Below are 18,058 nucleotides of genomic sequence, written 5' to 3'. Positions count from 1 at the left end.
CGTTAATCAATACCTTTCTACGCTATTTTGGACACCATATCAAATGATAGGCTATATTGTATGTAGCACTTCTGCTTTTCCTCCATCGCTTTTCCATTAAACAAATATATAAAAAAAGTATTTAATTGTCACTTGTATGTCTAAAATGATTAGAAGTATTTGCATTTTCAATTCATCCCCCGTCTAAAGACCCAAGTGTATGGGGGCTTTCTTGAAAAATTATCGTAACTGCTTAAACATCTTTTTTATTTTGACAAATTTACATTTAATATGGTACAAGTTTTTCTTAATACCGGTATAATTGGATTATTCCCAAAATTTAATTCTCCTATTTGCAGACGAGCGGCCGAAGCATAAAAAAAGCCCTCATTTCCTGAGAGCTTCTTTTATGCTTTATTTTTTCTTTTGTTGCGCTTTTTGAGCTTCGGCCTGTTCCATAACTTCTTGTAGTTTTTTCTGGAATTTCCCTTGTTTTTTTGGCTCTTTCAATTTATTTTCTTGAATTTGAGCATGAATCTTATCACTATCGATAAAGTATCTTTTAATGACAATCATAATTCCGATCGTAATCAGATTCGAAATAAAGTTATACAAACTCAATCCCGCACCATAACTATTAAAGAAAAACAACATCATTATTGGCGAAACATAAATCATGATCTTCATCATCTTTGCCATATCCGGCATACCTTCTTGTTGTGGAGCAGCCATTTGTTGATCACCGGAAGTCATTTTCATATAGAAGAAAATAGCAATCGAGGCAAGCACTGGAAACAAACTGATGTGATTTCCGTAAAAAGGAATATAAAAAGGCAATCGTACGACTTCATCAAAAGAAGATAAATCGTCTGCCCATAAGAAACTCTTTTGTCTTAACTCAAAAGCCGACGGGAAAAATTGAAACGACGCATACATAAAAGGAAGCTGAATCAAAGCGGGGATGCAACCTGCCATAGGATTCACTCCTGCCTTATTGTATAGCTTCATCGTTTCCTGTTGTTTCTTCATTGGGTCTTTTTTGAACTTTTCACCCAATTCTGTAATTTCAGGTCGCAATACTTTCATTTTGGCTTGCGACAAGAATGATTTAAATGTAATTGGCGACATCGCCAATTTAATCAAAATTGTAAAAACAATTATCGCAATTCCGTAAGCAATATACGAGCTTAAAAATCCGAACAACGGAATAAATATAAACTTATTGATCCATCCAAAAATACCCCATCCAAGTGAGATTGTTTTTTCAAGATTCTTATCGTATGATTTTAATGTTTTATAATCAGTTGGACCAAAATACCAACTCATCTTATAATCCACTTCTCCATTATCAAAAGCTAATGGGATATTCGCTTTGAATTGCTTCGTAAAAGTAGTATCCACTTTATCATCATGAACCAAATCAGTCGATTTCAATTTAGCCTTTTCAAAAGGTGTTTTTGTCAAAAGAATCGCAGAGAAAAAATGTTGTTTAAAAGCTACAAAAGTTGCTTTTTCAAGATCTGATTCTTCTAATTTACCAAGTCCTGCATAATCAATCTTTCCTTCTTCGTGTTCGAAATATATTTCTGTATAACGGTTTTCGTAAGCTACACTTTTCTCGTTTCTATAGGTTTTCAAATTCCATTCTAAATCCAATGGTTTAGAAGTATTCAAAACCTTATTCAATCCTTGAGAACGAATATCAAAACCAATCATATAATCATTTGGTTTCAATACGTATTTGTATTCTAAAAACTCGTTTGCTCCTGCTTTCAAACGCATAGACAGAACTTGATCCGCTCCAACTTTTGTTAAAGTTGGTTCAAAAAATAAGTCTTTTGTGTTTAAAGTACGGTTATCACTGGTAAGTAATTGCACATTCAAATCGGCATTATTGTCTTTTATCAATTCAACCAATTTTCCTGAACCTTTTTTGAACTTTTCAAATTGTTTCAAAGTAGCCTCAACAATATACCCTCCTTTATTGGCGATTGTTAACTTAACCAATTCGTTTTCGATAGTTGTAAAACCAGCTTTCGCGGAAGGAAGCGTCGCTGAATAAGCGAAATTTCCTAACGTTTTTTGCAATTGAGCTAATTGTGTTGAATCTCCGGTTGCTGCAACAGCAACTGTTGCTGTTGCAACTGTTTTAGCTTCCACTTCTTTTGCTTTGGCCTCCTTGATTACCAGCTCTTTTTTTGCTTTCTCAGCTGCAATCTCTTTCTCATTAGGCTGATTTTGATACATGATCCAAATCAAAATACCAAAAATCAATACAAAACCTATAATCGAATTAAGGTCAAATTTTTTCTCTTCCATTATTTTATTTAAAAAAGTTTATTGTTTAAAGTATAACGTTTATAAACTGTGTCTTAACACTCATTCAAAAGCGGAATACTATTTTTTCTTTGCCTGAACAGCTGCTGCAACAAAATTAACAAAAATAGGATGTGGGTTTGCTACTGTGCTTTTGTATTCTGGATGGTATTGAACCCCAATAAAAAATGGATGATCTTCTATTTCTATAATCTCAACCAATCCCGTATTTGGGTTTATGCCTGAAGCAACCAGTCCCGCTTTTTCCAATTGCGACACATATTCACTATTATATTCGTAACGGTGACGGTGACGTTCTGAAATAGTTGATACCCCATAAATTTTATAAGCCAATGAATCCGGTTTCAAATCACATTTCCAAGCACCAAGACGCATAGTTCCGCCTTTGTCAGTAATTGTTTTCTGTTCTTCCATCAAATTCACTACCGGATGAAGTGTTTTGTCATTCATTTCAGTAGAATTAGCCTCTGAAAGTCCAAGAATATTTCTTGAATATTCAATAATCGCCATTTGCATACCCAAACAAATTCCGAAAAATGGAACTTTATTTTCACGAGCGTAACGAACGGTTTCAATTTTTCCTTCAATTCCTCTTTCACCAAAACCTGGTGCAACAAGAATTCCGTCTAACCCAGCTAATTTCTCTTCTACATTAGATGCATCAATATATTCCGAATGGATTGAAATAACATTTACTTTGGTTTCATTAGTAGCACCTGCATGAATGAAAGCTTCCAAAATAGATTTGTAACAATCCTGCATTTCTACATATTTCCCAATCAAACCAATATTTATAGTATGCTTAGGATTTTTTAACCTGCGTAAAAAAGTATTCCAGTTTTTTAAATCCGGGGCCGCTTTTTTAGGCAAATCCAATTTCTTTAAAGCAACAACATCTAATCCTTCCTCCAACATTAAATTTGGAACTTCATAAATAGTTGCCGCATCAATTGATTGTATAACAGCCTCTCTTTTTACATTACAAAATAAAGCCAGTTTATTTCGCAACTCTTCCGAAATTTCATGCTCCGTTCTACAAACTAAAATATCAGCTTTTATACCACTCTCCATCAAAGTTTTAACCGAATGTTGTGTTGGTTTTGTTTTCAACTCACCAGCAGCAGCCAAATAGGGTACCAAAGTAAGATGTATTACAATTCCATTATTCTCCCCTAATTCCCATACCAATTGGCGAACCGATTCGATATAAGGCAACGATTCGATATCTCCTACTGTTCCTCCAATTTCGGTAATAACAATATCATAATCACCTGATTTACCAAGCAACTGCATTCTATCTTTAATTTCATTGGTGATATGAGGAACAACTTGTACTGTTTTTCCTAAAAACTCCCCCCTTCTTTCTTTTTCAATAACCGAAAGATAAATTCTACCAGTGGTAACATTATTGGCTTGAGAAGTTGGAACATTCAGAAAACGTTCGTAATGGCCTAAATCCAAATCCGTTTCTGCCCCATCATCGGTAACATAACATTCTCCATGCTCGTAAGGATTTAAAGTACCTGGGTCAACATTGATATAGGGGTCAAATTTCTGAATAGTAGTTCTGTACCCTCGTGCTTGTAATAATTTCGCCAAAGATGCTGCTATAATTCCTTTTCCTAAAGAAGAAGTCACACCGCCAGTAACAAAAATATATTTCGTTTGATTCATTCTGTTGTTGTTTGTAATGTAGTTGTGTAAAAAACGTGGCAAAAATACAATTATAAATTGAGAAAATGCTAATTTGAAAATGAGATAATTTGGAAATTTGAGAATTGGACAATGCTCGGTTTATTAAACCAAAACATTATTGAATTAACAAATTAAAGCGGCTTTGGATATCGCTTTTTGATATTTCGTATCAATTCCTCTAAACCGTTCAATTTTAACTCGTAAATAAGTTGAAGTTGTTGGCCTAATTCTCCTTTTGGAAACCCTTTATTACTGTACCAAACTACGTAATATTCGGGCAAATCAATAAGATATTTACCTTCATATTTGCCAAAAGGCATTTTGGTGTGAGCGAGTTTGATGAGTTGTTTTTGGTTTTGTTCCATTTTTATGAAGAAAAAAGAATAAAGAAAAGAGAAGCAAGACTATTCACAATTCTTATTTCTCTTTTCTTAATCCTTTGCCTAATCTATTTCCAGTTGAAAGTAATTCGTTTCTCAATTTCGTTATTTAAACTCAAGAAAACAGGACAAGTCATGGCTGCTCTTTCAAGAATCGTTCTATTCTTTTGATCCACCGTTCCTAGCATCTCAAAAGTAATTTCTATTGCTCCTATTCGTCTTGGCTCAGCATTCATAATTTTTGTAACTGATGCCGTAGAATCTTTCAAATCCACATTCATATCACGGGCTTTTATTCCCATAATTGTCATCATACAACTTGCCAAAGCATTAGCAACAGTATCAGTCGGAGAGAAAGCCTCGCCCTTTCCGTTATTATCTACCGGAGCATCCGATATTATTTCAGTTCCAGATTGCAAGTGTATTGATGATGTTCTTAAATCTCCTAAATAGGTTACTTTTGATGTCATTAGTTAGCTTCTTTTATGGTTAAATCGGTATCGTAGTTTAATATATGCACCCCTTTATTGGTATAACCACCATCTTCTTTTTTATAGTATTCAAATTTATTATCTACCTGTTGTGTCGCCATCGTATCGGCAGTTTCCTGATACGTTTTATCTTGCGACAATCGCATCATCGTATCAAATACAATGTCAAAACCACGGGTTGCAAAAGCGCTAGGGAAAATTTTGTTTTTCTTTTTATACTCTTTTTCAAAAATTAAAGCTTCAGGAGATACATTTTCACGAGTAACGGAAGGATACATTAATTTCAACTTTGTTAAATTTACAAAATTAATTTCATCGGTATCAAGCGTTTCGTTAGGCTCTAAAATAACCAACTGCACTTTATAAGTAACCATAGCACTCAACATAGCTGCCATTGTTGATTTTATCATTCCTGTATTTGCCGTTTCCATTACCACATAGTTTATTTTATCTTTTACAAATAAACTTTTTAAATTTTCAGCGGATATGCCACCATTTGCAGTAAGTGCTGAAAATTTTACATCTTTATGATTTTCCTTAATATACTGTATAACGGATTCCTTTTTCCTATCCACTACAGCTACAATATTCCCGTCTTTTGATCGCATATAATCAAACACCGCATTTTTAACCGTAGCGGCTGTTGGGATAGTTTGAAACAAATTACTGTAAGAATTACCTAAATCTTTTGATAAAGGCGAAATTACCGGAACCTGATTCACGCTCAATAATTCAGCTGTTTTTTCTACATTATTTTGATAAAAAGGCCCAATCATAGCATCCGAATCTTCTAGATTATTTTCTTTAATTAATGCTGCAACATTAGACGTATTTTTGGTTTCTTGGGAATCAAATATCTTCACATCGAAAGAAAGTCCTATTTGCTTTGCAGAATCAATAGCCATTAAAGCTCCAGAATAAAAATCTAATGTCATGTTCAGAAACTTGTCTTTTTTCAATCGCATCGCAGTTGAATTAACAGTATCCCCTTCTATTTTTGTCATATTAAAAGGCAAAAGCAACACCAGTTTTTTTCTATTGTTACTGCCCATTTTCTTTGACAAAATAGCATATTCTTTTTTAGTCTCTTGTGAAATTGTACCGTTTGCAGGAACCTTCAAAATCATTCCTTCTACAACACCTTTAGACAAAGCAGGATTCAAAGTTATCAACTCTTCCTGAGTCATACCCGCCATTTTTGACAAACTATAAAGTGTTTCTTTTGGCTTCACTTCATAATTTACATAATTAACTGCCGGATCACTCTTTAAGGGACCGGGTTTTGCAATTTCTTTTTTAGCTGCAACCGCAACAGTAATTTTATCTGATTTAGGTGCAGTACCTTTAATCAATAATTTATATCCTTCGGGCAAACTAGAAATAACTTCGGGATTCTTACGCTCTAATTCTGCAATGGTGATCCCATATTGCTTAGCGATTGAATACTTTGTTTCTTTTGGAAGTACGTAATGATAAACTACTTTTTCTTGCGCTGCAGTATTATTTTTCTCCACTTTATTGGAAGGAATAACAAGGGTCTGCCCAATTTGCAATCCCTCTTTTTCAAGAAAAGGATTAGCTTGTTTTAGCGCTTCGTCAGAAACGCCATATTTTTTTTCAATACCATAAAGCGTTTCTTTAGGCATCACTTCATGACTTGAAGTCTTTACGCTTGGCTTGACTTGAAGCACCGTCTTTGCTTTACCCCCACTTTTTGGAATCAGCAAAACACTATTTGGCTTTAGTCCACTTTGTGCATCGGGGTTTAATTGATATATATCAAATGGAGTAACATTGTACTTTATTGCAATTTGACTTATCGTTTCTCCTTTCTGAACTTTGTGTGTGGTGGGTTTCTCTTGTGAAAAAACACCATAATTAAACAACAAAGCAGTCATACAAATCGCAAAAAAATATTTCATCATTTTTATTTATAAAATTATTCAAATCATTAATAAAGCAACGGTATCAAATTTTATTCCAAAAATTTGATACCGTTTATATAAAGAACATTAAAAATAATGATATTTCGAGAAGGGATTAACAAAAATTTAATCTTATTCCCACTCAATAGTTGCTGGCGGTTTTGAGCTAATATCATAAACCACTCTATTTACTCCTTTTACTTTATTAATAATATCATTAGATATTTTCATCAAGAAATCATAAGGTAAATGTACCCAATCCGCCGTCATACCATCGGTAGACTCAACAGCACGAAGCGCTATTACTTTTTCATAAGTACGTTCATCACCCATTACACCTACACTATTTACAGGAAGTAAAATAGCTCCGGCTTGCCAAACTTTATCATACAATCCCCAAGATTTCAATCCTTCAATAAAAACAGAATCTACTTCTTGCAAAATTCTAACTTTCTCTGGCGTGATATCACCTAAAATTCTAATTGATAATCCTGGCCCTGGAAAAGGATGTCTTCCCAATAGTTCCGGATCAATTCCTAACGAGGCTCCTACTCTGCGTACTTCATCTTTGAAAAGCATACGAAGTGGCTCCACTATTTTTAATTTCATGTAATCTGGTAAACCTCCTACATTATGATGTGATTTAATCGTAGCCGAAGGTCCTTTTACTGAAACTGATTCAATAACATCAGGATAAATTGTTCCTTGTGCCAACCATTTTACATCTTCTATAAGGTGTGATTCATCATCAAAAACCTCGATAAATACACGTCCAATAATTTTACGCTTGGTTTCCGGATCACTTACACCAGCTAATTCAGATAAAAAACGATCACCGGAATCTACTCCTTTTACATTCAAACCCATTCCTTTGTATTGATCCAATACATTTTGGAATTCGTTTTTACGAAGTAAACCATTATTTACAAAAATACAGTACAGGTTTTTCCCGATAGCCTGGTGCAATAAGACTGCCGCTACAGTAGAATCCACTCCTCCAGAAAGACCAAGAACTACTTTATCGTCTTGTAATTTCTCTTTTAACTCTGCTACCATTTCGCTAACAAAAGCATTTGGTGTAAAATTTTGAGGAACCTCTGCAATTTTAACTAAAAAGTTTTCGAGCATTTTTGAACCATCAGTAGAGTGAAATACCTCTGGATGATACTGAATAGCGTATGTAGTTTCGCCTTCTATTTTATAAGCTGCAAATTCTACATCATGTGTGCTTGCCAGTTTTACTCCATTTGTTGGCAAAACTTTAATACTGTCACTATGACTCATCCAAACTTGACTATTCTCAGAAACACCTTCAAAGAAAACTTCATTCTCTTTTATAAAAGACAAATTAGCCCTACCATATTCTCTAGTGTTTGAAGCCGCTACTTCACCACCGCTAAAATGCGATAAATACTGCGCACCGTAACAAACAGCTAGCATTGGAAGTTTTCCTCTAATTTGAGATAAATCAGGATGTGGCGCATCTTCTCCTCTAACAGAAAAAGGGCTTCCTCCAAGAATTACTGCTTTATAAGTTGATAAATCACTCGGAAAATGATTGTAAGGGAAAATTTCGCAGAATATATTTAATTCGCGAACTCTACGCGCAATAAGTTGAGTATATTGCGATCCGAAATCTAAAATAAGTACGTTGTGTTGCATGCGCAAAAATACTTTTTATATTTTGAATTGAAAAATTGAATTTTGAAAAATATTTATTTTTTTTTCTAATTTCAATTTGTCTTAATTTATTTACACCTTAAAAACTGGCTTTTAGTAACAAATCATATGTTTTTTTTAATAAATACAAGAATAATTTAAGTTAGTATAAAATATACACTCGTTTTTTTAGTTAACCATATATAAATGAATTCATAAAAGTAAAAAACAATGAAAATTAAAACTTACGCAGCAATTACCTTTTTAGCTCTTTTTATCGTTTCCTGTAGTGTTGTCGATAGCCTGCTAACTTTTAATATAGCTACTCAAACTTCCTTTACAATCGAAAGTGGATTCCCCCTCAATGTTGCTTCTGAAGTATTAACTCCAGATGTTACCACCAACTCAAGCGCCGTTTTTGAAAACAACAATACAAAAGCTGAATTAGTAAAAGATGTAAAATTGAAAGAGTTAAAACTGACTATAACAGACCCAAATGACAAAACATTCACTTTTTTAAAATCAATTCATCTGTACATTTCAACAGATGCTAATGATGAAATAGAATTAGCGTATTTAGAGGATATTAATTCGACTTCAAATACTTTAAACTTAACATGTACTACACAAAACCTAGACAAATACATCAAGGCTCCGAATTATAAAATAAGAGCTAAAGCGGTCATAAAAGAAACACTTTCACAAGATATTACTGTAAAATCAGATATGAAATTTAGTGTTACTGCAGATCCATTTTAGTAAAAGAGTAATTTAGAATTACTCTTTTACCAGGATTATAGTTGCTTTAAAACCAGTTCCAAGATTCCATTGACTTGAAGAAATCAAACCACCCTTATCATTATAAACTTGAAATTCAGCTGTATTAGGTCCTGAACTCCCTTGGTTTAAAGCTTCAAAATCGATCTTATTGAATCCTTTTTCCAGTACTATTTCGAAACCCTTGAAATCACTGTCTAAATTCACCTGATACTGAATCACTTTGTCATTTAAGTATACACGTATCTGGTCTCCATCAACGAATGCTGCATCACGATACCTCACCTTAGCGGTAAGCGAACCCGTTTTAAAATCACCTAAATTTTGATTTCTTCTATAGACAATCCCTTCTGATTGGTCTTCTTTTTTATTAAGCTTGTCTTTATAGACATCTCCAGGATTAATAAAATCATTTTTTGGCGCTAACGAAAAATTATTAGTGGTACCAATCTGAAGCGATGGATTAGGTTTTGGGTTTAAAACATCCGGTTTCTTGAATACATTTGGAGTCTTAATAGGTGGAACATCTGCCTTCGGCGGAACTGTTTTTTTAATTTTTGGACTTTTATTTACTGGTGGAATTGCTTTAAATTTTGTACTAAATTCACTCTGGGCATATCCGCTTAGCGACATTCCACAGACAACAATTAACAATAGAATTCTTTTCATAACTTTTTAGATATTAACGTATCAGTGCTTGTAAAATTTTAAAAATAAAAAAATCAATAATAACTAATCACAAAATGATGTAATTTTACTTTCTTTTTATAACATTCAATTTCCGATTTTATTACATTTTAGAACATAAGATTTTCTAAAATTGATTTCTGAAAATTGAACTTTTTTATTAAAAAGCAGTATTTTTTATTTCACTATTTTTTATAAATTGCAAAAAACATACCAAAAATAATTTTACACATTAAAACTTTAAAAATCAACTTAATAAATAATAACGCAAAATGAAAAGAGAAAACATATTGACAGGTTCACCATGGGAAGACAAAATGGGATATTGCCGCGCAGTACGTATTGGAAATATCATTGAAGTATCAGGAACTGTAGCCATAGTAGATGGCGAAAAAGTAAAAGCGGATGATGCACATGCACAAACACTGAATATTTTAGAAAGAGTAGAAAAAGTTCTTGAAGATTTAAATGTAAGTATGAAAGACGTGATTCGCACTCGTATATTTACTACAGACATTGCTACATTTGAAGCAGTTGCCACAGCACACGCCACCTTTTTCAAGGATATAAAACCTACAACTGGTTTTTACGGAATCAACCAATTAGTAGCACCAGAATATTTGGTTGAAATAGAATTTACGGCCATTGCAGCTGAAAAATCATTAGTTCAGGAAGGATTGTAATACTTTAGCACAAAACCACGACAGTTCTATAATGAATTTAAAAAATGCTAAAAAAATAATGCTTGTCGCGCTCAAATGGATTGTCATTTGTGTCCTGACAGGCATTTTTTCTGGATCAGCTTCAGCATTTTTTTTAGTAGCACTCGAATGGGTGACACAATATAGAGAACACCATAACTGGATTATTTGGCTTTTGCCGATAGGCGGTCTAACAATAGGGTTGAGTTTTTATTATTTTGGAAAAACAGTTGTAAAAGGCAATAACTTATTGCTGGAAGAATACGAAAATCCTCAGAAAATCATTCCACTTAAAATGGCGCCTTTAGTACTTGTTAGCACCTTAACAACACACCTTTTTGGGGGCTCAGCGGGTCGAGAAGGCACTGCGGTACAAATAGGTGGCGCCATTGCCGACCAATTCACAGGAATATTTAAGCTTACTAATTCTGATAGAAAGACAGTAATCATTCTCGGAATCAGCGCGGGTTTTGCTTCCGTATTCGGCACCCCTTTGGCTGGAGCCTTGTTTGCTTTAGAAGTTTTGTACTTCAGTAAAATAACTTACAAGAGCATTCCATTAGCATTTATAACGGGGTATATCGCTTATTTCACTGTAGAATTCTGGCAAGTAAAACATACCCATTACAATATTCCAACTATTCCCGAAATGAGTTTCACCAATTTATTTTGGGTAATTCTAGCGAGTATTCTTTTTGGCGTAGCAGCCATGTTATTCTCCCGAAGCACACACTTTTGGGGTGCATTATTTTCGAAAACAATACTCTTTCCTCCACTTCGTCCTTTTATAGGAGGAATTATACTTGCTTTAACAATTTACTTTATCGGAACCACAAAATATATCGGCTTAGGTGTACCACTAATTGTGGATGCATTTTCAAGCCCAAGTGCTTCCTATGATTTTCTTTTAAAAATACTATTTACAGGATTTACACTGGGAGCGGGATTCAAGGGTGGTGAAGTAACACCACTGTTCTTTGTGGGTGCTACGCTAGGAAGTGCGCTATCACTAATTGTTCCTTTGCCCATTGCACTTTTGGCAGGAATGGGATTTGTAGCTGTCTTTTCGGGAGCAACCCATACTCCTATTGCTTGTACGGTCATGGGAATGGAACTTTTCGGGATCGAAAGCGGCATTTATATTGGCATTGCCTGTTTAATAGCCTATTTTTCTTCAGGCTCAGTAGGAATCTATCATGCCCAAATTGTAAAAGGCGCCAAATACAGGCTGTATCAAAAAATTAAAACGAAAGACCTGGACCTTTTCTAAGATTGTAAAAGTTTGTTAATTATATAAATGATTTCAACATTACATTAAAAAAATGTAATTTCGCAAACTATGAAAATACAAGACATTCAAGCGATACAGTTGTTATTATCAACTCCAAAAAAAATTGTAATTATTCCTCATCGAGGTCCCGATGGCGACGCTATGGGCTCTACCTTAGGATTATATCATTTTTTATTAAAAAACAACCATCATCCAACTGTAGTTTCTCCAAATGAGTTTCCTGAATTTTTAGCATGGATGCCCGGTTCAGAAACTGTCAAAATATATGAAAAAGACAAAGCCAATTGCACCAAAATTCTTGAAGAAGCAGAACTAATCTTCACAATGGATTTTAATGCTTTGCACCGCACAGGTGAAATGGAAAATGTTTTAGCCAAGCTAAAAGCACCATTTATCATGATTGATCATCATCAAAAACCAGATGATTATGCTACATTTACCTATTCAGATATTTCGTTTGGTTCAACTTGTGAAATGTTATACAACTTCATTTTATTTCTTGGAAAAAAAGAAGACATCGACAAAATTATTGGAACTTGTATTTACACCGGAATCCTAACCGATTCAGGCTCATTTCGTTTTCCAAAAACAACAGGAGATACCCACAGAATTGTTGCTGAACTGATTGATTTAGGTGTAGAAAATACCGAAATTCCAACCTTATTATTTGACAACAGCTCTTTTGGACGTTTACAATTATTAGGAAGAGCGCTTCAAAACATGAAAGTGTTAACCGAACATAAAACAGCTTACACAACTCTTACACAAGATGAGCTAAACTCTTTCGAATATGTAAAAGGAGACACGGAAGGCATTGTAAATTATGGACTGAGTATAAAAGGAATTCTTTTTACGGCTATTTTTATCGAAAATAAGGAAGAAAAAATTATCAAGATTTCGTTCCGTTCCCAAGGTGATTTTGATGTCAATCAATTTGCAAGAGATCACTTTAATGGCGGTGGACATCGTAATGCAGCTGGCGGAAAATCAGAAGCATCCATGGAAGAAACAATAAAGAAATTTGAAGATTTAGTAACAAAACTAACTATCTAACATATGAAAAACAGCAAATTAATCGCAATTGCATTCTGTCTGTTCGCATTAGTTTCAAGTTGTAAACAGCATCAAGATGCTCGCAAACCTATTTCTCAGGCTTCCGGGAGTTTTATGAAGAAATCAATAGAGCGAAATAAAAAATTAATCGCCGGTGAGGAAGGACAAATTGATGCGGTTATCAAAAGAAATCCTAAAGTGAAATTCATTGCTTCATCAAAAGGCTATTGGTATTCTTATGTAGTTAAAAATGAGTTGGATACTTTAACCCCAAAAAAAGGAGATGTTGCATTCTTTGATTATGAGATTAAAGATTTGAAAGGTAATATTATATATTCCGAATTAGAATTAAGACCTCAAGTCTATTATGTTGACAAACAAAATATCATGATGGGACTGAGAGACGGCATAAAATTGATGCGTAAGAAAGAGAAAGTAAATTTTCTATTTACCTCACATATGGGCTATGGCTATCACGGTGACAACAAGAAAATTGGTGTAAATAAGCCGCTGCTTTGTACGGTAACACTTCGTGATTTTAAATCAGAAGCGGATTATCGAAAAGAAAGCGAAATAAAACCAACAGCTCCGGCGGTAAAGCAGGAAGTCGCAACAGAAACCAAACCACAAGACACTATAACACAATAAACTAAATTTTAGAAATGAAAAAAAGCATCCTATTCCTATTCCTTGTAATTGCATCATTTTATTCTTGTAAAGAAGAGCATAATGATCTTCCTGATGGCTTATATGCCAAAATTGAAACCAATAAAGGCGAAATAATAGTACAATTAGATTTTGAAAAAGCACCGATCACAGTAGCTAACTATATCACTTTGGCTGAAGGAAAAAATAAATTTGTTACTAATGAAAATCTAAAAAACAGACCGTTTTTTGACGGTTTGAAATTTCACAGAGTGATTAAAGAGTTCATGATACAAACGGGAGATCCATTAGGAACAGGATCAGGAGATACTGGTTATAAATTCAAAGATGAGTTTTCCGATTTGAGATTTGACAAAGGTGGTGTTTTAGCTATGGCCAATAATGGACCAACAACCAACAGTAGTCAGTTTTTTATCACTCACCTTGCGACTCCCTGGCTTGAAGGCAAACATACCATTTTTGGTCATGTTGTAGAAAAAGGAATGGATGTAGTCAATAAGATTGAACAAAATGATTACATCAATAAAGTGACAATCATTAGAAATGGCGAATCAGCAAAAAAGTTTGATGCAGTAAAAACATTTAGCGATTATTTCTCGGTAGAGTCTCAAAATCAAAAGAAAAAAGCAGCTCTTGATGCTGAAAATAAAAAAATTTACAATGAAAAATACAAAGAAGTAAGGGATCAAAAAATAGCTTATTTTGCTGCATTAAGAACCAAAGCAATAAAAACACCTACCGGATTACAATACGTAATTACTCAGAAAAGTGGCGGTAAAAAACCCGCTAATGGCGCAAATATTTTCATTCATTACGCTGGTTTTCTTGAAGATGGCGAACTATTTGATGCAAGTATCGAAAGTGTTGCCAAAACTTTTGGAAAATACGATGAAAACAGAGCGGCTCAAAACGGGTACCAACCAATTCCTTTTCAAGCCGGAAAAAAAGATGGCATGATTCCTGGTTTTATTGAAGGACTGGAGAAATTATCTCTAGGGGATAAAGCTATAATCTTCATCCCGTCAAAACAGGCTTATGGGCAAGCTGGTGCTGGTGGAGTAATTCCGCCAAATGCTAATATTATTTTTGAAATTGAATTATTAGAAACAATGCCTCAATAACGAAGTATAAGTAAAAAGTCAGACCTTAAATTATTATAAGATGAAATTTAAAATTCTATTTTTATTGTTTTTTGGAATCCTGAATCTTCAGGCTCAAACCATAAAAAAAACTGTTCCTGCTAAAAAACCAACGACAACTTTGGCAAAACCGGGCGTAAAAGCAGCGGTAAAACCAACTGCAAAACCGCTTGCAAAACCAACAGTAAAAACTCCGGTTGCAATCGAAGGAATTTTCGCAATCATTTCAACTACTAAAGGAGATATTACCGCTCAGTTGGAATACAAAAAAACACCGATTACCGTAGCCAACTTTATTGCGCTTTCCGAAGGAAAAAATACTTTTGTGGCAGATGAAAAACTAAAAGGAAAACCTTTTTTCGACGGTTTAAAATTCCACCGTGTTATCAAAGATTTTATGATTCAGGGTGGTGATCCTTCCGGAAATGGCTCCGGTGGTCCGGGTTATGCATTCAAAGATGAGTTTACCGATTTGAAACACAACAAAGGCGGCATCCTTTCTATGGCTAATTCTGGTCCGACTACAAATGGAAGCCAGTTTTTTATCACGCATAAAGAAACCCCTTGGCTAGACGGGAAACATACTATTTTTGGCCATGTTACCGCCGGAATGAATATTGTAAATCTAATTACACAAGATGATATAATTAAGAAGATTACCATCATAAGAAAAGGAGTAGCAGCAAAACAATTTGACGCTCCAAAAGTATTCTCAGATTATTTCAACAATAAAGCAGAAGACGCTAAGAAACAAGCATTGATTGATGCTGAAAGCCAAAAGAAACAAGTTGCACTTGCTGCGGAAAGTAAAAAGGTTTATTTTGAAAAATACGGCAATATTATTACTGCAAAAACAACATACTTATCTACTGCAAAAGCGAGTGCAACCAGTACTCCTTCCGGCTTAGCATATAAAATAGTGCAAAAAGGCAGCGGTGTAAAACCAGCTGACGGTACCACTTTCTATTTCCATTATGCTGGCTATTTTGAAGACGGAACTTTATTTGACAGCAGTTATGAAAACGTAAGCAAAGACTACGGAAAATACGATGCAAACAGAGCTGCACAAAATGGATACCAACCATTCCCTTTTCAGGCAGGTAAAAAAGACGGTATGATTCCTGGATTTCTCGAAGGATTGAGCCTAATGTCTTTTGGAGACAAAATGGTGATTTTCCTCCCTGCTAATTTGGCTTATGGACAAAGGGGTGCCGGAGGAGTGATTCCACCCAATACGAATCTAATTTTTGAATTGGAAATGTTTGAAAAACAACCGACTCCAAAACCTTAAAACTCAAAAAATTTAAATAAAAAACCCGACAAATTATAATAAGCTGTCGGGTTTTTCTATTTTCAAATTCTACTGAACTCCTACAGCAAACACGGATTCATTTAAGGCATCTACGGACCTTACGATTGCTGTGCCACACAAGTTAAAAATCTTAGACTCCTACTTCTTTCCAAATTTCCAGTCAAACTCATCTTTTTGATTGATAATCGCGCCAATCTCAAATTTCACCACCTCATCAAATTCTGTTTGAAAAATAATCCAGTTTTCTTCATTGAAATAGTTTTCGAACGTATCAAATTCTTCCTGAGTAAATTTAACTATTCCATTGACAGACAAATCTTTTTTGACGTCACTGATTTTTCTATTGATAACTTTATTTCCGAATAACTCCAGTTCAGGACTCGAAGCCACAATATAACCCAATTTGAAGTCTTCCTCTATATAAAAAGTCAAACGCATTTTAAGTTTGTTGTATGCAAAAATCACATTATCGTCTTCGTCTTTGTAATTTCTATTTGGTTTACCGTAAATAGCGATGACATCACTTTGTTTCATTCCGAAAATGAGCTTGTCAATTCCGTTTTTTGGATTTATTTTCATAGTGTATTATTTGAACGCAAAGTTCGCAAAGTTTTTCGCAAACTGCACTACCTTTTTTGTTTAAAAATTAGTCACATACAAATACCAATCTTCGCAAAAAATTAAAAAAATTGTGGATAACACACTGAAAAATCAGGTCGGTGTCCGCTGCAATATAGCGTAAAACCGCAAGGAATTCTTTGCTATCCCTGACGTATAAAAATTGATATTTACAGCATCGGAAATCAAATTTAAAGCTAAAATCTGTTTAGGGATTTATAATATTATTTCTATATATTTGATACTATAATTTGCATCCAAATTGTTTATTCATTCAACGTTATTGGTTTTCGATGTAGAATTAGTTTTGAAAGGCATTATAATTTTATAGCTGCAATTATTTTTAATCTAAGTCCAATGTAAATTAACCGAATTGGAAAATGAGAAAAACTTTAGTTGAAGAAATAACAACTATTAAAAAGAATTTTGAAAAACTGCAAAAATGCAAACTGATCTCAATAACAAATCATACTCAAAAATAAAGTAATGCCTTCAACCCTAATACCAAACATACTACTAGAAATCAAAACTTCTGTTTTTGATCCCTGTGGTTTTGAACTCATAAATCCTGTAATGGAAAAAGAAAGCGCCGATTATGGCGCATATCAATTTGAACTTGATGCCTTAACAATACTCTTCCGAGTAGCTAAAACCACGCCTACAAAAATGGGGCAATTCGTTACGTTATGGAAAAGGAAAGGAAAAGGACCTATTGAGCCCTTTCATCTTTCAGATACTATCGATTTATTCATTATTAATACCAGAAGCGGAGATAATTTCGGTCAATTTGTGTTTCCTAAAGCAATGCTTGTCCAACAAGGAATACTAACTACTGATTTGAAAGAAGGAAAACGAGCTATCCGGGTTTATCCGCCATGGGATATAACAACGAACAGACAAGCACAAAAAACCCAGAAATGGCAATTAGATTATTTTTTGGAAATCCCTTCGGGCAAATCCATAAATTTAGATCAAGCCAAGTTACTCTATTCGCAAGAAATTAAATAACAGTGGTAACATTAAAAAAAACAACCTCACTTAAGTAATTTTAAATGGTTGTCTTTTTACACAAACTTACTGCATCAATTTTATTTTCATAATATATTGATTTTCAGTTGCTATAATTAAAATTTATTTTTAATTTAGCTTTCATGAAGAATTCCCTGTTTTAGAATTCTACTATCCCCAAAATCTTATTATTTTTTAAAAGTTAGACAGGAAGATAAATCCAACTAACTTATAGATTAATCAGTTGCCTAAAAAATGATGGATACAACTCCTCATTCTATTTTAGGCATCAATTTCAGCATTTTCATTTTCGAGTAGCCAATTTTGTTTTAATCTGTTT

16 protein-coding genes are annotated in these 18,058 nt (G+C 34.0%); 8 read left to right on the top strand and 8 right to left on the bottom strand.

Features of this window, described 5'->3' with window-relative positions; genetic code table 11:
* Positions 1-393: 393 nt before the first annotated feature.
* The 6 genes from yidC to guaA all read right to left on the bottom strand — a co-directional run bounded on the left by yidC (position 394) and on the right by guaA (position 8,469).
* Entirely contained in the window at positions 394-2,298 is a 1,905-nt protein-coding gene (gene yidC / locus ACNQGN_RS17885) for a membrane protein insertase YidC (protein ID WP_417989188.1), read from the bottom strand.
* 78 nt (positions 2,299-2,376) lie between these two features.
* Positions 2,377-3,990 carry a CTP synthase gene (locus tag ACNQGN_RS17880; RefSeq protein WP_417989187.1) on the bottom strand — a complete coding sequence of 538 codons (1,614 nt, stop codon included), beginning with the start codon at positions 3,988-3,990 and terminating at the stop codon, positions 2,377-2,379.
* A 152-nt stretch (positions 3,991-4,142) separates the two neighbouring features.
* Positions 4,143-4,376 carry a DUF3820 family protein gene (locus ACNQGN_RS17875; RefSeq protein WP_143386364.1) on the bottom strand — a complete coding sequence of 78 codons (234 nt, stop codon included), beginning with the start codon at positions 4,374-4,376 and terminating at the stop codon, positions 4,143-4,145.
* Between the two features lie 83 nt (positions 4,377-4,459).
* Positions 4,460-4,861, bottom strand: coding sequence for an OsmC family protein (locus tag ACNQGN_RS17870; RefSeq protein ID WP_417989186.1), 402 nt, complete (start codon positions 4,859-4,861; stop codon positions 4,460-4,462).
* The gene (locus ACNQGN_RS17865; protein ID WP_417989185.1) at positions 4,861-6,807 is read right to left on the bottom strand and encodes a LysM peptidoglycan-binding domain-containing protein; all 1,947 of its coding nucleotides are present in this window, start codon (positions 6,805-6,807) and stop codon (positions 4,861-4,863) included. The genes ACNQGN_RS17870 and ACNQGN_RS17865 overlap by 1 nt, the downstream gene beginning before the upstream one ends.
* Before the next feature lie 132 nt (positions 6,808-6,939).
* Positions 6,940-8,469 (bottom strand): glutamine-hydrolyzing GMP synthase, encoded by a 1,530-nt coding sequence (gene guaA / locus ACNQGN_RS17860; RefSeq protein WP_417989184.1) that lies wholly within the window; start codon positions 8,467-8,469, stop codon positions 6,940-6,942.
* Positions 8,470-8,697: 228 nt separating this feature from the next.
* Between guaA and ACNQGN_RS17855 the strand changes: the two genes are divergently transcribed.
* Positions 8,698-9,225: a hypothetical protein gene (locus tag ACNQGN_RS17855; RefSeq protein ID WP_417989183.1), complete on the top strand. Its 528-nt coding sequence runs from the start codon at positions 8,698-8,700 to the stop codon at positions 9,223-9,225.
* 18 nt (positions 9,226-9,243) lie between these two features.
* On the opposite strand, the gene ACNQGN_RS17850 is transcribed toward ACNQGN_RS17855, so the two are convergent.
* On the bottom strand, positions 9,244-9,912 hold the full coding sequence (locus tag ACNQGN_RS17850) for a hypothetical protein (protein WP_417989182.1): 669 nt from the start codon (positions 9,910-9,912) through the stop codon (positions 9,244-9,246).
* Between the two features lie 290 nt (positions 9,913-10,202).
* On the opposite strand from ACNQGN_RS17850, the gene ACNQGN_RS17845 reads away from it, so the two are divergent.
* The 6 genes from ACNQGN_RS17845 (at position 10,203) to ACNQGN_RS17820 (ending at position 16,071) form a co-directional block, all read left to right on the top strand.
* The gene (locus ACNQGN_RS17845) at positions 10,203-10,613 is read left to right on the top strand and encodes a RidA family protein (protein ID WP_417989181.1); all 411 of its coding nucleotides are present in this window, start codon (positions 10,203-10,205) and stop codon (positions 10,611-10,613) included.
* Between the two features lie 31 nt (positions 10,614-10,644).
* Positions 10,645-11,901, top strand: a complete 1,257-nt coding sequence (locus ACNQGN_RS17840) for a voltage-gated chloride channel family protein (RefSeq protein ID WP_417989180.1) — start codon at positions 10,645-10,647, stop codon at positions 11,899-11,901.
* Between the two features lie 69 nt (positions 11,902-11,970).
* Positions 11,971-12,975 (top strand): DHH family phosphoesterase, encoded by a 1,005-nt coding sequence (locus ACNQGN_RS17835; RefSeq protein WP_417989179.1) that lies wholly within the window; start codon positions 11,971-11,973, stop codon positions 12,973-12,975.
* A gap of 3 nt (positions 12,976-12,978) precedes the next feature.
* Positions 12,979-13,623 (top strand): gliding motility-associated peptidyl-prolyl isomerase GldI, encoded by a 645-nt coding sequence (gldI, locus tag ACNQGN_RS17830; protein WP_417989178.1) that lies wholly within the window; start codon positions 12,979-12,981, stop codon positions 13,621-13,623.
* Between the two features lie 14 nt (positions 13,624-13,637).
* Positions 13,638-14,762 carry a peptidylprolyl isomerase gene (locus ACNQGN_RS17825; protein WP_417989177.1) on the top strand — a complete coding sequence of 375 codons (1,125 nt, stop codon included), beginning with the start codon at positions 13,638-13,640 and terminating at the stop codon, positions 14,760-14,762.
* A 40-nt stretch (positions 14,763-14,802) separates the two neighbouring features.
* Positions 14,803-16,071, top strand: a complete 1,269-nt coding sequence (locus ACNQGN_RS17820) for a peptidylprolyl isomerase (RefSeq protein ID WP_417989176.1) — start codon at positions 14,803-14,805, stop codon at positions 16,069-16,071.
* A gap of 159 nt (positions 16,072-16,230) precedes the next feature.
* Here ACNQGN_RS17820 and ACNQGN_RS17815 read toward each other — a convergent pair whose 3' ends face one another.
* Entirely contained in the window at positions 16,231-16,671 is a 441-nt protein-coding gene (locus tag ACNQGN_RS17815) for a hypothetical protein (protein ID WP_417989175.1), read from the bottom strand.
* A gap of 525 nt (positions 16,672-17,196) precedes the next feature.
* On the opposite strand from ACNQGN_RS17815, the gene ACNQGN_RS17810 reads away from it, so the two are divergent.
* The gene (locus tag ACNQGN_RS17810) at positions 17,197-17,718 is read left to right on the top strand and encodes a MepB family protein (RefSeq protein WP_417989174.1); all 522 of its coding nucleotides are present in this window, start codon (positions 17,197-17,199) and stop codon (positions 17,716-17,718) included.
* Positions 17,719-18,058 lie beyond the last annotated feature (340 nt).

This window comes from Flavobacterium rhamnosi (assembly GCF_048286515.1).
Classification (GTDB): Bacteria; Bacteroidota; Bacteroidia; order Flavobacteriales; family Flavobacteriaceae; genus Flavobacterium.
Note: the sequence above shows the minus strand (reverse complement) of the source record. Positions and strands in the feature narration are given on the sequence as shown.